The sequence below is a fragment of the Novosphingobium sp. GW835-FHT14H07 genome (assembly GCF_058793515.1).
The window spans coordinates 23,632-39,575 of the sequence record NZ_JBXAFX010000017.1 but is presented as its reverse complement, the minus strand read 5'-3'; the positions used below and the strand labels follow the sequence as shown (position 1 = coordinate 39,575).

Below are 15,944 nucleotides of genomic sequence, written 5' to 3'. Positions count from 1 at the left end.
GTATGCCCCAGGACATGCAGGGGAACATCTTCGTTTACGGACTGGTCGGGGCATTGGCAATCGCGCTGCTGGTTGCCGCCTTCACCGATATCCGCCGCCGCCAGATCGACAACTGGTTGAACGCTGCCATCGCACTGGCCGCTCCGGCCTACTGGTGGGCGTCAGGGCTGTCACTGTGGCCGGGCGTGGCGATGCAGGTGGGCGTGGCGTTCGTCGCCTTTGTCGTCCTGGCGGGACTTTTTGCCCTCAAGCTGATGGGCGGCGGAGATGTGAAGCTGCTGGCGGCACTGGCACTTTGGTTGCCGCCGTTGAGCTTCGTCAAGCTGCTGGTGATCATGTCGCTGCTGGGCGGCGCGCTGACCATCGTGGTCGCCGCGTGGCACTATACCGTGACGCGCCGGCGCGATGCAAAGATTCCCTACGGCGTGGCAATCGCAAGCGCCGGACTGATCGTCCTGGCCCCGATGCTCGAGGCCGGTTGGCGCTCCGTTACAGGTGCATGAACATCATATCACAATTTTTAACCATTTTGCCCGAGACATGCGGGCCTGAGTTAAGAGGGCGGGACAAGTAGCATGGACAAGAGGAAGCTGATGTTGCTGGTGGGGGCGCTGATCGTTGCGATCGGCACGGCCTTCGCAGCAAGGAGCCTTTTCGCTGGCGCGTCCACGCCTCAGGCAGAAGCTGCGGCAAAGATGCCGATGGGCCCGAAGGTGCTGGTAGCCCAGCGCGCCCTGCCCGTCGGCACCATCATTACCGCCGACGCCCTCAACTTCCAGGCATGGCCCAAGGACATGGTCCAGGACGCCTACTTCGTCGAGGGCGAAGCTGACATGCAGAAGCTGCTGGGCACCGTGGTGCGCAACCCGATGACTGCAGGCGAGCCGGTCACCAAGGGCAACCTCGTTGCGCCCGGCGACCGTGGCTTCCTCGCAGCTGCTCTCGGGCCAGGCATGCGCGCCGTCACCATCCCTGTCTCGGCCCGCACCGGCGTAGCCGGCTTCGTCTTCCCGGGCGACCATATCGACCTGGTGCTGACCCAGACCGTCAAGGGCAGCGGCGACAGCGGCATGGCACTGAAGGCATCGGAAACGATCCTCAAGAACCTGCGCGTGCTCGCAACGGACCAGTCGACCGAGCAGGAAATGGTCGAGGGCAAGACCCGCGTGCGCACTTTCAGCACCGTCACGCTCGAAGTCACGCCCAAGATCGCGGAGAAGATTGCCGTGGCCCAGACGATCGGCACGATCAGCCTCTCGCTGCGCTCTCTGGCGGACAACTCGGCCGAGCTTGAGCAGGCGATTGCCTCGGGCGACGTCAAGATCCCGGCCGGCGCTACCAAGCAGCAGGAAGAGGCGCTGATCAAGCAGGCCATGGCTCGCCCTATCGAAAGCAGCAAGGCCAGCTTCGTGACCGGCGGCGATGTATCGCGCTTCCAGCGCACGACCGTGCCAGTGGCAACTGCTCCGGCAGGCGGCGGATATTCCGCTCCCGCCGCGAGCCCTGCCCCGCAGATGGCAGCAAACGGCCGACCGGTGCCTACCGGCCCCGTGGTCCGCGTGACCCGCGGCAAGGACACCGAAGATGTCTCGATAGGAGCGAAGTGATGAGCTGCGCTCTCCACACCAAGATCATGCGACAGATCCCGACCTCGAAGGGCAGCACCATGAACCGCCGTTTTTCCTCCAAGCTCCTCACGGCCGCGCTGATCGCTGCCCCGCTGGCGATGATGCCCGCATCCGGCATGCTCCACGCACAAAGCCTGACGAGCCCCGCCCGCACCGTCACGATCTCGATCGGTCGCGGAGAGCTGGTCACCGTCCCCGGTCGCATGGCCGACGTGTTCGTCGCCGACGACAAGGTGGCAGACGTCCAGGTCAAGTCGACCAACCAGTTCTACGTGTTCGGCAAGTCGGGCGGCGAGACAACCGTATACGCCAGCAACGCCAAGGGTGACGTCGTCTGGTCGGCCAACATTCGCGTCGGCAACAACATCGACTCGATCGATCAGATGCTGCACCTCGCCATGCCCGAGGCTCGCGTCAACGTCGCAACGATGAACAACACGGTCCTGCTGACCGGCACGGTCGGCGCGCCCGAGGACGCGGCCGAGGCAGAGCGCCTCGTGCGCGCTTTTGTCGGCGACAAGACCAACGTGATCAGCCGCCTGAAGATGGCAACGCCATTGCAGGTCAGCCTCCACGTGAAATTCGCCGAGGTCAGCCGCACGCTGGTGCGAGACCTGGGCGTGAACCTGACCAGCATCGATGGCACGGGCGGCTTCAAGTTCGGCATCGGACAGGGTCGTTCCGCAGCATCGACCTACACCACCGACCGTAACCTGCCGTTTGGTGTCGGAACTTCGTCGACCACTGGATTTACCTTCGATCCGACCAAGGTAACTGAGTCCAATCCGCTTGGCCTGGTGGAAAAGGCCGGCAGTTCGGTCACGGCCACCACTACCGGCACCACCATTGCCGGCATGGGCAAGCTTCTCGGCCTCGATCTGCTCGGGGCGCTCGATGCCGGCGAGACGCTGGGCCTTGTCACTACCCTGTCCGAGCCGAACCTGACCGCGCTTTCCGGCGAGACTGCCGACTTCCTGGCGGGTGGCGAATACCCGATCCCTGTCTCGCAGGGGCTTGGCACCACCTCGATCGAGTACAAGCGCTACGGCGTCAGCCTGGCCTATACGCCAACGGTCCTGGCCAACGGCCGCATCTCGATCCGCGTTCGTCCTGAAGTCTCCGAGCTTTCGAGCACGGGCGCACTGAAGCTCGACAGCGTCGAAATCCCGGCCCTGACCGTGCGCCGGGCCGAGACGACGATCGAACTCGGGTCGGGTCAGTCCTTTATGATCGCAGGCCTGCTGCAGAATGGCGCGCAGAACGCGCTGACCAAGATGCCTGGCGTGGGTGACGTGCCGATCCTTGGCTCGCTGTTCCGCTCGACCCGCTATCGCAAGGGCGAGACGGAACTGGTCATCGTGGTCACGCCGTATCTGGTGAACCCGGTAAACGCCAACGACATCAAGCTGCCGACCGACGGCTTCCAGAGCCCGAACGACATCCAGCGCCTGCTTGGCAACATGGAGAACGACGGGGTCACCGGTGGCGACCGGCCAAAGCCGACCGAAAAGGAAGGCACGGTTCAGACCGGTCCCAAGGTCGGCGCTCTCGACAAGCCCGCGAAGGCACCACAGCCAGCCGACCGCCGCAGCGACAAGAAGGTCGCCAGCGCCGAACCCGGCTTCAGCATCCAGTGAACGAGGGACAGCTCATGCGCACCAATCATAACCGCCGCGCTTCCGCAGCGCTGCTGCTTTCACTGGCAACGGCCCTCTCGGCCTGTTCGGTCAACGCCCCCGAGAACCGCATGCTCAACTCGGTACATCAGCCGATTGTCGAGCGCGACCGTTACGTCTTCGATGTCGAGACCCTGCCGGGCGGTGGCATTTCGATCCCGGAACAGCGGCGGCTCGCCGGGTGGTTCGAAAGCCTTGGCCTCAAGTATGGTGACAAGATCGCGATAGACGATCCCTTGCAGTCGAAGGCCACGATCGCGTCGGTCGATACGGTCGCCGGTCGCTGGGGCATGTTCGTCGAAGGCCCCGCCCCGGTTACCCCCGGTTATGTTCCGGCTGGCGGTGCGCGCATCGTCGTGACCCGCGCCACTGCCTCGGTACCTGGCTGCCCCGACTGGACGGCCAAGTCCGACTTCTCGATGAGCAACCGGACGACGTCGAACTTCGGCTGCGCCATCAACAGCAATCTCGCCGCGATGGTCGCCGACAAGGAACACCTCGTGAAGGGCGCCAACAGCACCGGGGAAACGGTGGTGATGAGCGGAACCAAGGCCATCGACAGCTTCCGCGCCGCCAAGCCAACCGGCGAAGACGGCCTGAAGAACAATTCGACGTCCAATGCCTCTGGCGGCAGTGGAGGAAACTGACATGAGCTGGAAGAATGCCAATCGCGACGCCTTCGCCGCCTTCATGTGCGACGAGACCGCGCTCGACGTCCTTCGCCCGGTCGTCGTCGACATGGGCTGGGCGCCGGAGAAGTGCCACCGTGGTGGCCTGCGCAACGCGATCCAGTCGCTTTCGATCACGGCCAGCCCGAACATCCTCATGGTCGACCTGTCGGAAAGCGGCGACCCGCTGAACGACATCAACGCTCTTGCCGAAGTTTGCGAGCCCGGCACCGTGGTCATCGCCGTGGGGCAGGTCAACGACGTACGCCTGTATCGCGACCTGATTGCCTCGGGCATTCAGGATTACCTGCTCAAGCCGCTCAATGCGGGGCAGATCCGCGATGCACTCGTCCAGGCGCAGACCATCTTTACCGCGCCCAAGAGCCATGATCCGAGTGCGGCGAAGCGCCACATCTCGACAGCCATCGTCGGCACGCGTGGCGGCGTCGGGGCGTCGACGCTGGCGACATCGCTCGCCTGGCTGTTCAGCACCGATCACAAGCTGCCCACTGCATTGCTGGATCTCGACGTCCATTTCGGCACCGGCGCACTGACGCTCGATCTGGAGCCCGGTCGCGGCCTGACCGACGCGATCGACAATCCGAGCCGCATCGACGGCTTGTTCATCGAACGCGCAATGATCCGGGCAAACGACAATCTGGCCATTCTGTCGGCCGAAGCGCCGATCAGTTCGCCGCTCATGACCGATGGCAGCGCATTCGTGCAACTGGAGGAGGAATTCCGCCAAGCGTTCGAGATGACTGTGATCGACATGCCGCGCAACATGCTGATCAACTTCCCGCACCTGCTGGGTGACGTGAACGTGGTGATCGTTGCGACCGAACTGACGCTGGCCGGCGCGCGCGATGCCATTCGCCTGCTTTCGTGGCTCAAGACCAATGCTGCCCACGCCCGTCCGATCGTGGTTGCCAACAAGGTGCAAGCCGGCGCCAACGAGATCAGCAAGGCTGATTTCGAAGCCTCGATCGAGCGCAAGATCAACTTCATGTTGCCCTACGACATCAAGGGGGCATCCAACGCGGCCAAGCTCGGACAGTCGTTCGTTGCAGCCAATCGCTCCTCGAAGGTCGGAGCCACGATCCGGGACATCGCCTTCGCGATCATCGGAACCGGTGAGGAAGATGCAGCGGCGGACACCACAGCCAGTGCGCGCAAGCCCTCGCTGCTCGGCAAGTTCGATCTCAAGAAGATGCTAAACAAGCCCAAGGCCGGTGTGCCCGCCTGACGGCCCGCATTCGCTTGAGGTGACGGGAAGAGACCTGCAATGGGGAATACGATCCAGCTGATCCTGATGGCCGGCGGCATGATGGCGGCGATGGTGCTCGGCTATGCCGCGCTGTCCGGCCCGTCCGCGTCCAAGGAGAGCGGCCGCCGTCTCCAGTCGGTACGGTTTCGGCACTCGGACAGCGCGGTTGACAAGGTCGAAGCGCAATACCGCAAGACCGTGGCAGCCCGCAAACCGCGTGCAGGAAAGATCGCCGGCTCGGGATCGCGGATGGAAGCGCTCGAACTGCGCCTCCACCGCACCGGCAAGGGCTGGACGCTGTCCCAGTACCTCTATGTCAGCGGCGGTCTTGCCCTGGCGGTCTTGCTTCTGGTGTTCCTCAAGACCGGAGCGCCCTTGCTGTCGCTGGTCGCTGGCCTGTTTGTCGGCATCGGCTTGCCGCACTTCATCGTCGGCCGGGCCATCGGCAAGCGCGTCGAAAACTTCACCACGCGCCTGCCCGATGCTCTCGATCTGCTGGTACGCGGGCTTCGATCCGGTCTTCCGGTGACGGAGACCCTGGGCGTGGTCGCGAGCGAACTCCCCGGCCCTGTGGGTGAAGAGTTCAAGCTGGTGACCGATCGCATCAAGGTCGGCCGCACCATGGAAGAGGCACTGCAGGATACCGCCGATCGCCTCAACATGCCCGAGTTCAACTTCTTCTGCATCACGCTTGCCATCCAGCGCGAGACCGGCGGCAACCTGGCCGAGACGCTTTCGAACCTTTCGGACGTGCTGCGCAAACGCGCGCAGATGAAGCTCAAGGTCAAGGCGATGAGTTCGGAATCGAAAGCATCAGCCTATATCGTCGGCTCGCTGCCCTTCATCGTGTTTGCGCTGATCTATACGATCAACCCGGCCTATCTCAGCAAGTTCTTCGTGGACGAACGTCTGATCATCGCCGGCCTGGGCGGGCTCACATGGCTCGGCATCGGTTCGTTCATCATGGCCAAGATGGTCAACTTCGAAATCTGAGCGGGAGGGACCGGCCATGATCAACAACCCCGCAGGACCAACGCTGCTCGGCTTCGACGTTTACCTTGTCGGTTCAATCCTGATCGGGATTGCCGCAGCGGCCGTGATGCTTGCAGTCTACGCCGCCGTCACCGTGCGCGACCCCATGGCCAAGCGCGTGAAGGTCCTGAACGAACGGCGCGAACAGCTCAAGGCCGGCATCGTCACGGCGAATGCCCGCAAGCGCCAAAGCATCGTCCGCCGCAACCAGACCACCGACCAGATCCGCGGCTTCCTCGAATCGCTCAAGGTCCTGCAGGACAGCCAGCTGGCGGTGATCCAGCAGAAGCTGGCGCAGGCCGGCATCCGCAAGAAGGAATGGGCCGTCGCGGTCATCCTCGGACGCCTGGTCGGCCCGATCACTCTGGGGCTTCTGGGCGCGGTGCTCTTCTACTGGACCAACACGTTTGGGGATTGGGGTCCCATGAAGCGGATGGGCGCCTTCATGTTCATGCTCATCGCAGGGTACAAGGGGCCCGACGTCTTCATCCAGAACATGGTTTCCAAGCGGACCCACGCGATCCGCAAGGGCCTGCCCGATGCGCTCGACCTGCTGGTCATCTGCGCCGAAGCCGGCCTCACGGTCGATGCGGCCTTCAGCCGCGTCGCACGCGAACTGGGCCGCGCCTACCCGGAACTCGGGGACGAATTCTCGCTGACCGCCATCGAGCTGTCGTTCCTGACCGATCGTCGTCAGGCGTTCGAAAACCTCGCCTATCGTGTCGATCTGGAATCCGTCAAAGGCGTGGTGACCACGATGATCCAGACCGAGCGCTATGGTACGCCCCTCGCCTCGGCGCTGCGTGTCCTCTCTGCCGAATTCCGCAACGAGCGCATGATGCGTGCCGAGGAAAAGGCTGCACGCCTGCCCGCGATCATGACCATCCCGCTGATCCTGTTCATCCTGCCGGTGCTGTTCGTCGTGATCCTCGGCCCTGCTGCCTGCTCGATCAGCGACACGCTGATCAACAAGAAGCCCGGTAGCTGATCGGACCAGCCAAGGCATGAAAAAAGCCCCGCCGGACCTGCAGGCGGGGCTTTTCATTTTGCGGCAGAACGCGATCAGGCGCGGGTAACAGTCTGATCGATTGCCCCGAAGATGCTCTTGCCCTTAGCATCGCGCACTTCGATGCGCACCGTATCGCCCCACTTCAGGAACGGAGTCGAAGGCTGGCCCGAGGTAATCGTTTCAACCATGCGCTGTTCGGCAATGCAGGCGTACCCCTTGCCGCCTTGCGACACCGGACGCCCGGGCGAACCATCAGGATCGCGATTGGACACCGTGCCGGAGCCGATGATCGTCCCCGCCCCCAGACCGCGGGTCCTGGCAAGATGCGCGATCAACACCCCAAAATCGAAGGTGCATTCCTCGCCCGCCTCGACCCGACCGAAAGGCTGGCCGTTGACGTCGACCGAGAGCGTCCGCATCAGCTTGCCACCGCTCCATGCCTCGCCAAGGCTGGCCGGCGTCACGAACACCGGTGAAAAGTGGCTGGCAGGCTTCGACTGGACAAAGCCGAACCCTTTGGCAAGTTCGCCCGGAATGAGATTGCGCAGCGAAACGTCGTTCACCAGGCCAACGAGACGAATGTGCTTGAGTGCTTCGTCAGGCGCAACGCCTTGGGGAACGTCACCGGTCACGACGACGATCTCGGCCTCAAAGTCGCAACCCCATGCCTCGTCCCTCAGGGCAAGCGGTTCGCGCCCTCCGCGCAAATCGTCGCTACCCCCTTGGTACATCAGAGGATCGGTCCAGAAGCTTTCCGGCAGTTCCGCCCCGCGAGCCTTGCGGACGAGTTCAACGTGATTGACGTAGGCGCTGCCATCGGCCCACTGGTAGGCACGTGGGAGCGGGGCGCAGGCTTCACGTTCGTGGAACCGCTTGCGCGGAATTGCTTCATGGGCAAGCTCGATCGAAAGCGCCTCGACCAAGGGGAAGTAGCGGTCCCAGTCATCCAGCAAGGCCTGCATGGTCGGCACGATGTGATCGGCGTCGGCATACCAGGCAAGGTCGTTCGACACGACGATCAGCCGACCGTCGCGTCCCTGCGGTAATGATGCGAGCTTCACTTCTCTTCGCCTTCGAGCGTCCGGGCAGCCTTGAGCAGTTTCTCAAGAATGGCGCGCAGCTTTTCCTGTTCACGCGGGGATATTGCCGAGAATATCTTCTGGTACATCTCGAACGCCTGCGGCCAGATCCTGCCGTGCAGTTCGCATCCCGATGCCGTCAGTTCCAGATGATGAGAGCGACCGTCCTGCTCGTTCGGGCTGCGCTGGACCAGGCCACGCTCCTCAAGCACCTTGCAAGCACGATTGACAGCCACCTTGTCCATCAATGTGGCTCGAACAAGATCGCGTTGGGTCAAAGGCCCTGCGTCACCCAGCACGGCCATGATCCGCCATTCGGGAATCTTCAGGCCGAATTCGCTGCGATACTCGCCCGCTATGAGGCCGCTCACCGCATTCGAGGTGATGGCCATCCGGTAGGGCATGAAGTCGGTGAGGCGCGTTTGTGTTCCGGGCATGATTTCGTATCACATGAAACCAGCCTGATGCGCAAGAGCGAAATATTATGCCACCAAGCGGTGGCATGCGCGATAGATCAATGCGCACGTAGGCGCTAGACGACATTTTCTTTATGCCGCCATGCCTCCAGCTTTAGCACGCATTGCAGCGCAAGGGGTGCAGCATTGTTTCATGCTGCACCTGCTCGAGACTGCGATCCCGCTCAGTGTGCGAGGATGCCGGCCATGATGAAATCGACGGTGTGCTCGCGGTAGCTGTCGCGCAGTTCCTCGGTGAGGGTGTCTTGATCGAAGCAGTGCTTGAGCACCAGACGCGCCGAAAAGAAGCGATCGGCCGCGCCGGTAACCGTGAAGTAGAACAGCTGCGGGTTGATCGGCCGGAAGACGCCCGCCTTCACGCCATCGCCGATGAACCGGTTGTAGGCGCGATGCAGCGGCAGCAGATACTGGTCGGCGATTCGCTTCGCTTCAGCCTCGTCACTGTCACGAACAAGACGCATCAGCAGGCGGTTGAGATAGGGATATTCGAAATAGGTATCGATGCACTTCGAAATGTGCAGCCGCAGCTTGGCCTCGGGGCTCATGTCGTCCTTGGCGAGCAGGGCGTCGACCGACTTGACGATGTTCTCCATGTCTCGGTCGAGCAACGCCTTGAGCATGCCCGCCTTGTTGCCGAAGTAGTACTTCACCAACGCGGAGTTCAGGCCGGACCGCAGGCTCAATTCCGATAGGGAGATGTCGACGACATCTCCCTCGCGCATGATGCTCGACGCGGTCTGCAGAAGCTGCTCGCGTGCGCCCGGCGTTTCCAGGCTTTCCCCCTTTGACACTTCCGTACTCATTCCCAACCCGGCTCGTTCCACCACGGATAAAACGACGGCATATCCGAAGAAACGCGTCCGGGGTAGCGGGGAGCGCGTTTTTCCAGAAAACTCGCGATGCCTTCGGCCGCATCGCCGCCGCGCGAGAGGGTGTAGATCGCACGGCTGTCGACGCGGTGCGCCTCCATCGGATGCGAAAGCGACGGGTTATGCCACAGCATGGCGCGGGTCATCGCGACCGAGACCGCACTGGTGTTGTCGGCAATTTCGCGTGCGAGCGCGATTGCCGCGGGCATGAGGTCCTCAGGTTCGTGCAGCGAGCGAACAAGGCCGCCGCGCAGGGCTTCCTCGGCATCGAAAACACGGCCGGTCATGCACCATTCGAGCGCTTGGGGCAGCCCCACGATACGCGGCAGAAACCAGCTCGACGCGGCTTCGGGCACGATCCCCCGGCGCGCAAAGACAAGGCCAAAGCGCGCCTTGGTCGAGGCCAGGCGGATGTCCATCGGCAACTGCATGGTGACGCCGACACCGACCGCCGCACCGTTGATAGCGCCGATCACCGGCTTCTTGGACTGATAGATGCGCAAGGTGATCATGCCGCCGCCATCGCGCACGCGAGGATCGGACAGGTCTTCCACCGCATCGCCGCTGGAGAAGACGTGCTTGCCGTCACTGGGCGTGAGGTCTGCGCCGGCACAGAATGCGCGGTCTCCCGCCCCGGTAACGATCACCGCGCGCACGCTGTCATCCGCATCGGTGCGATCGAACGCATCGATCATCTCGTTCATCATCGTGCCGGTATAGGCGTTCATCTTTTCGGGGCGGTGCAACGTGATCGTCGCGATGCCATCGGCGATGTCGAGCTTGATCTGCGTATAGTCGGCCACGAAACTCTCCCTTGAATGCCGTTGCGCTCCCGCGCAGGCGGGAGCCTCAGTCGGTTAGCGAAAGCGCCCCGCAAGACCACCGAGGTCCCCGCCTGCGCGGGGACACAACCTTAAGGCGATCAGCGCGGCGCCATGCGGATGGCGCCATCGAGGCGGACGTCCTCGCCGTTGAAGTAGCCGGTCTCGATCATGCACATGGCAAGGTTGGCGTACTCCTCGGGCATGCCGAGGCGCTTGGGGAACGGGACTGACGCCGCGAGCGCGTCCTTCACGTTCTGCGGCGCGCCCTGCAGCAGCGGGGTGTTGAAGATGCCGGGCAGGATGGTGTTGACGCGAATGCCCTCGCTCATCAGGTCACGCGCGATCGGCAGGGTCATGCCGACAACCCCGCCCTTCGAGGCCGAATAGGCGGCCTGGCCCATCTGGCCATCTTCAGCAGCAACCGAAGCGGTATTCACGATGGCGCCGCGCTCACCGAACTCGTCGCAGGGATCGAGAGTCATCATGCCGGCGGCCGACTTGGCAATGCAGCGGAACGTGCCGACGAGGTTGATCTGGATGATCCAGTTGAACGCATCCATCGGGAAGTGCTTGATCTCGCCTGTTTCCTTCGAACGGCTTGCCGTCTTGATGGCATTGCCGGTGCCGGCGCAGTTGACGAGGATGCGCTCCTGGCCATGCGCCGCGCGCGCCTTGGCAAAGCCGGCGTCGACACTCTCGTCGCTGGTCACGTTCACTTCGCAGAACACGCCGCCGATCTCGGCAGCCACGGCCTCGCCCTTTTCCTTCTGCAGATCGAAGATGGCGACCTTCACGCCCTTGGCGGCAAGCGCCCGGGCGGTGGCTGCGCCGAGGCCGGAAGCGCCGCCGGTGACCACGGCGGCAACGGTATTGTCGAGCTTCATTGCGAGTTATCCTCTCTAAAGGGCTGAAAAATCAAAGAGCTTCGATAATGGTGACGTTGGCAACGCCGCCACCTTCGCACATCGTCTGCAGACCGTACTTGCCGCCGCGGGCGCGCAGCGCGTGGACGAGCGTGGCCATGAGCTTCGTACCCGAAGCGCCCAGCGGGTGACCGAGCGCAATGGCGCCGCCATTGACGTTGAGCTTCTCGGGGTCTGCCCCGGTGTGCTTGAGCCAGGCCATCGGCACCGACGCGAAGGCTTCGTTCACTTCATAAAGGTCGATGTCCGAGATCTTCATCCCGGCCCGCTGCAGCGCACGGTCGGTCGCGAAGAGCGGCTCTTCGAGCATGATCACCGGATCGCCCGCAGTCACGGTAAGGTTGTGGATGCGCGCCAACGGGGTGAGCCCGTGCGCCTTCAGTGCGGCTTCCGAGACGACCAGCACCGCGCTCGATCCGTCGCAGATCTGGCTGGAGCTGGCGGCGGTCAGCGAACCTTCCGGGCTGAGCAGCTTGACTCCGGCAATGCCTTCGAGCGTGGCATCGAAGCGGATCCCTTCGTCCACGGTGTGCATGGCGGGGCCTTCAGGAGTCTCGATTTCGACCGGCACGATCTCATTAGCGAAAGCCTGCGCGTTCGTCGCGGCGATGGCCTTCTGGTGACTGTTCAGCGAAAAACGATCGAGGTCATCCTTGGAGAACCCGTGCTTCTTGACGATCATTTCCGCGCCCATGAACTGCGAGAACATGATCCCCGGATACTTCTCGTCCAGACCCGGCGACTTGTAGTGGCCAAGGCCCTCCTTCATGTGGAACGTGGCGTTCGAGCCCATTGGCACCCGGCTCATGCTTTCCACGCCCGAAGCGATCACCACGTCCTGCACGCCCGACATCACCGCCTGCGCGGCGAACTGGATCGCCTGCTGCGAAGAACCGCACTGGCGATCGATGGTAACGGCCGGCGTCGATTGTGGCAGCAGCTTCGAGGCGAGCACGGCATTTCGGCCGACCTGCATCGCCTGCTGTCCGGCCTGGGTGACGCAGCCCATGATCACATCGTCGACGGCAGTCGGGTCAATGCCTGTCCGAGCGATGATGGCATCCAGGCTGCGCGCGGCGAGATCGACGGGGTGAACGCCGGCAAGGCGTCCGCCGCGACGTCCTCCAGCCGTGCGTACTGCGTCGACGATATAGGCTGTTGCCATGTGTTCCGACTCCTCTCGATACATCTTTAATCGAACGATTAAGGGGCGAAATGGTGCTGGTCAAGCGGACTTGTGCGGTTCGCCAGCGCGCCCCATAGACCGGGCGTGAGCAAGGAATCCGACCTGATTGCGGCCATGCGCAAGCTGGCCCTGCACCCCGCCGCCCGCGGGTTGGCTGATGACTGCGCGGTATTGCCGTTCGGCGGCGAGACGCTGGTGCTGACCCATGACATGATGGTCGAAGGCGTACACTGGCTGCCGGGACAGGACATGGCGGACGTGGCCTGGAAACTCGTCGCAACCAACTTGTCCGACCTGGCAGCCAAGGGGGCCGAACCGGTGGGTGTGCTGCTGGGCTTCACGCTGGGCGAGGAGGACACGCGCTTTGTTGCCGGACTTGGCGAGGCATTGCAGGCGTTTGGCGTGCCCTTGCTGGGAGGCGATACTGTCAGCGGCAACGGGCCCCGCAGCCTTGGACTGACCGCGCTGGGACGAGCGACCTGTTCACCCGTACCTTCGCGCAGCGGGGCAAAGGTGGGCGACACCCTCTGGCTTACCGGGCCGGTTGGTGCGGCGATGCTGGGGTTCGAAGCACTGCGCGACGGAACCGGCCGCGATAGCACCACTTTCCGGCGGCCCTTGCCTCGCCTTGCCGAAGGCCGGACACTTGCCCCACTGGCAACCGCGATGATGGACGTTTCCGACGGCCTGCTGATCGATGCGGCGCGCATGGCACAGGCCAGCCGTGTGACCTTCGCCATTGCCAGCGAGAGTGTGCCCTTTCCTGCCGCCCTGCCCGACAGCCGTCGCGACGATGCAATGCGCTGGGGCGACGATTACGAACTGCTGTTCACGCTCCCCCCGGGGTTACCTGCACCAGTCGCCGCCCTTCGCATCGGGGTGGCGCAGGCGGCGACATCATCACCTGTAATCATCGATGGTGCAGTGCCGCATGGCAATCTGGGTTATATGCACGATTAAAAAGCCCTTGGCCAAGGTCATGGAAGGGCTTGCGGGGCAGAAATAAAACGATAGCTTCCCCCCACCCGCAACGACGGGGACGGGCCACTCGTGGCACCGGACATAAAGGGGGATGCCAACGTGAACCTAGTCGTATTATCGATAATACTCGGGTTGCTTGCCGTCGTTTATGGCTTCGTGACCAGCCGTCAGGTGCTCGGCGCACCGGCGGGCAACGCCAAGATGCAGGAAATTGCCGCCGCCATTCAGGAAGGCGCGCAGGCCTACCTCAAGCGCCAGTACACCACCATCGCCATCGTCGGCGTGGTCGTCGCCGTGATCATTGCCGCAACGCTGGGCGCAATCTCAGCCACCGGCTTCGTGATCGGCGCCGTGCTTTCGGGCGTTGCGGGCTTCATCGGGATGAACATCTCGGTCCGCTCCAACGTGCGCACGGCTGCGGCGGCACAGAACGGCCTGCAGGCCGGCCTGACCCTCGCTTTCCGTGCGGGCGCAATCACTGGCATGCTGGTGGCAGGCCTCGCCCTGCTCGCCATCGCGGTTTTTTACCACTACCTGACCGACATCGCCGGTTACACCGTGGGCGGCGATGATCGCACCGTGGTCGACGGCCTCGTCGCGCTCGCGTTCGGTGCTTCGCTGATCTCGATCTTCGCGCGTCTTGGCGGTGGTATCTTCACCAAGGCGGCCGACGTCGGCGCCGACCTCGTCGGCAAGGTCGAAGCAGGCATCCCCGAAGACGATCCGCGCAACCCGGCCGTTATCGCCGACAACGTGGGCGACAATGTGGGCGACTGCGCCGGCATGGCCGCCGACCTGTTCGAAACCTATGTCGTGACCGTTGGCGCAACCATGGTGCTGACCGCACTGCTGCTCAAGGGCCTGGGCGATGCGCTCGGCGCGATGATGGCCCTGCCGCTGCTGATCGGCGGCGTCTGCATTGTCACCTCGATCATCGGCACCTACTTCGTCAAGCTCGGCTCCTCCAACAACATCATGGGCGCAATGTACAAGGGCTTCCTTGTCACCGCCGTCCTCTCCATCGGTGCGATCTGGTGGGCGATTTCCTATGCGCTGGGCGACATGGAAACCGCGATGAGCTACACCATCCTCGACAACACGGTGACCTTCACCGGCCGCGTGCTGTTCTACTGCTCGCTGCTCGGCCTCGTCATCACCGGCCTGATCATCTGGATCACCGAGTATTACACCGGCACCAACTATCGCCCGGTGCGCTCGATCGCCAAGTCGTCGGAAACCGGCCACGGCACCAACGTCATCCAGGGTCTGGCCATCAGCCTTGAATCGACCGCAATGCCGACGATCGTGATCTGCGCCGGCATCATCATTGCCTACCAGCTCGCCGGGCTGATCGGCATTGCCTATGCGGCAACCGCGATGCTGGCGCTGGCCGGCATGGTCGTGGCATTGGACGCCTATGGTCCAGTGACTGACAACGCCGGTGGCATCGCCGAGATGGCGGGCCTCGACGATTCGGTCCGTGACAAGACCGACGCACTGGACGCGGTGGGCAACACCACCAAGGCCGTAACCAAGGGCTATGCAATCGGATCGGCCGGCCTTGCCGCGCTTGTCCTTTTCGCGGCCTACACCACCGACCTCAGGGAGTTCTTCCCGAACCTCGCGGTCAGCTTCAGCCTCGAAAACCCCTATGTCATCGTCGGGCTGCTGCTCGGCGCGCTCCTGCCGTACCTGTTCGGCGCGATGGGCATGACCGCTGTGGGCCGCGCGGCGGGCGACGTGGTGATCGACGTGCGTGACCAGTTCCGCGACAATCCGGGGATCATGGCGGGCACCTCGAAGCCTGACTATGCCCGCACGGTGGACCTCGTCACCAAGGCCGCGATCAAGGAAATGATCGTGCCTTCGCTGCTGCCGGTGCTGGCCCCGATCGCGGTCTACTTCGTGATCGCAGCGGTGGCCGGTCAGGCCAACGGCTTTGCCGCCCTTGGCGCCCTGCTGCTGGGCGTGATCGTCGGCGGTCTGTTCGTCGCCATCTCGATGACCTCGGGCGGCGGCGCATGGGACAACGCCAAGAAGTACATCGAGGACGGCAACCACGGCGGCAAGGGCTCGGACGCCCACAAGGCCGCTGTCACGGGTGATACCGTGGGCGATCCCTACAAGGACACCGCTGGCCCTGCCGTGAACCCGATGATCAAGATAACCAACATCGTAGCTCTGCTGCTGCTCGCCGCTCTTGCAACCAACGCCGTGGGTTAAGGAGCCAACGCCCAAGTTGGGGAGAGGATGCCCCGTCCGGAGCAATCCGGGCGGGGTATTTCTTTGCTGGCTTGTTAACCGAGTTTTCGGGCATTCCACCTAA

At 63.4% G+C, this 15,944-nt stretch carries 15 protein-coding genes; 9 read left to right on the top strand and 6 right to left on the bottom strand.

Annotated features, from left to right (window positions below):
* Positions 1 to 2 precede the first annotated feature (2 nt).
* The 7 genes from AC1Q5P_RS15055 (at position 3) to AC1Q5P_RS15025 (ending at position 7,259) form a co-directional block, all read left to right on the top strand.
* Positions 3 to 503, top strand: coding sequence for an A24 family peptidase (locus AC1Q5P_RS15055; protein ID WP_193828333.1), 501 nt, complete (start codon positions 3 to 5; stop codon positions 501 to 503).
* Between the two features lie 72 nt (positions 504 to 575).
* Complete coding sequence (cpaB, locus tag AC1Q5P_RS15050) at positions 576 to 1,607, top strand: Flp pilus assembly protein CpaB (protein ID WP_039336557.1); 1,032 nt, start codon at positions 576 to 578, stop codon at positions 1,605 to 1,607.
* A complete protein-coding gene (locus AC1Q5P_RS15045; RefSeq protein WP_407668289.1) occupies positions 1,607 to 3,265 on the top strand; it encodes a type II and III secretion system protein family protein in 1,659 nt (552 codons plus the stop codon). Before cpaB ends, AC1Q5P_RS15045 begins: the two co-directional genes overlap by 1 nt.
* Positions 3,266 to 3,279: 14 nt before the next feature.
* Positions 3,280 to 3,951, top strand: coding sequence for a CpaD family pilus assembly protein (locus tag AC1Q5P_RS15040; RefSeq protein WP_492519357.1), 672 nt, complete (start codon positions 3,280 to 3,282; stop codon positions 3,949 to 3,951).
* A 1-nt stretch (position 3,952) separates the two neighbouring features.
* Positions 3,953 to 5,218, top strand: a complete 1,266-nt coding sequence (locus AC1Q5P_RS15035) for a P-loop NTPase family protein (protein ID WP_039336555.1) — start codon at positions 3,953 to 3,955, stop codon at positions 5,216 to 5,218.
* 39 nt (positions 5,219 to 5,257) lie between these two features.
* A complete protein-coding gene (locus tag AC1Q5P_RS15030; RefSeq protein ID WP_039336552.1) occupies positions 5,258 to 6,232 on the top strand; it encodes a type II secretion system F family protein in 975 nt (324 codons plus the stop codon).
* Positions 6,233 to 6,248: 16 nt separating this feature from the next.
* Positions 6,249 to 7,259 (top strand): type II secretion system F family protein, encoded by a 1,011-nt coding sequence (locus AC1Q5P_RS15025; RefSeq protein WP_039336550.1) that lies wholly within the window; start codon positions 6,249 to 6,251, stop codon positions 7,257 to 7,259.
* Positions 7,260 to 7,333: 74 nt separating this feature from the next.
* Here the strand turns inward: AC1Q5P_RS15025 and AC1Q5P_RS15020 are convergent, their stop codons facing one another.
* The 6 genes from AC1Q5P_RS15020 to AC1Q5P_RS14995 all read right to left on the bottom strand — a co-directional run bounded on the left by AC1Q5P_RS15020 (position 7,334) and on the right by AC1Q5P_RS14995 (position 12,616).
* Complete coding sequence (locus AC1Q5P_RS15020; RefSeq protein ID WP_039336548.1) at positions 7,334 to 8,341, bottom strand: fumarylacetoacetate hydrolase family protein; 1,008 nt, start codon at positions 8,339 to 8,341, stop codon at positions 7,334 to 7,336.
* On the bottom strand, positions 8,338 to 8,796 hold the full coding sequence (locus tag AC1Q5P_RS15015) for a MarR family winged helix-turn-helix transcriptional regulator (RefSeq protein WP_062343134.1): 459 nt from the start codon (positions 8,794 to 8,796) through the stop codon (positions 8,338 to 8,340). Before AC1Q5P_RS15015 ends, AC1Q5P_RS15020 begins: the two co-directional genes overlap by 4 nt.
* Positions 8,797 to 8,999: 203 nt before the next feature.
* On the bottom strand, positions 9,000 to 9,638 hold the full coding sequence (locus AC1Q5P_RS15010) for a TetR family transcriptional regulator (protein ID WP_039336544.1): 639 nt from the start codon (positions 9,636 to 9,638) through the stop codon (positions 9,000 to 9,002).
* Complete coding sequence (locus AC1Q5P_RS15005) at positions 9,635 to 10,507, bottom strand: crotonase/enoyl-CoA hydratase family protein (RefSeq protein WP_492519356.1); 873 nt, start codon at positions 10,505 to 10,507, stop codon at positions 9,635 to 9,637. The genes AC1Q5P_RS15010 and AC1Q5P_RS15005 overlap by 4 nt, the downstream gene beginning before the upstream one ends.
* A gap of 119 nt (positions 10,508 to 10,626) precedes the next feature.
* On the bottom strand, positions 10,627 to 11,412 hold the full coding sequence (locus AC1Q5P_RS15000) for an SDR family NAD(P)-dependent oxidoreductase (protein ID WP_039336538.1): 786 nt from the start codon (positions 11,410 to 11,412) through the stop codon (positions 10,627 to 10,629).
* Positions 11,413 to 11,443: 31 nt separating this feature from the next.
* The gene (locus AC1Q5P_RS14995) at positions 11,444 to 12,616 is read right to left on the bottom strand and encodes an acetyl-CoA C-acetyltransferase (protein ID WP_062343188.1); all 1,173 of its coding nucleotides are present in this window, start codon (positions 12,614 to 12,616) and stop codon (positions 11,444 to 11,446) included.
* A 105-nt stretch (positions 12,617 to 12,721) separates the two neighbouring features.
* Here AC1Q5P_RS14995 and thiL point away from each other — a divergent pair, with 105 nt between their 5' ends.
* Complete coding sequence (gene thiL / locus AC1Q5P_RS14990; protein ID WP_492519355.1) at positions 12,722 to 13,597, top strand: thiamine-phosphate kinase; 876 nt, start codon at positions 12,722 to 12,724, stop codon at positions 13,595 to 13,597.
* 120 nt (positions 13,598 to 13,717) lie between these two features.
* Positions 13,718 to 15,841, top strand: coding sequence for a sodium-translocating pyrophosphatase (locus AC1Q5P_RS14985; protein WP_492519354.1), 2,124 nt, complete (start codon positions 13,718 to 13,720; stop codon positions 15,839 to 15,841).
* The last annotated feature ends 103 nt before the right edge of the window (positions 15,842 to 15,944 follow it).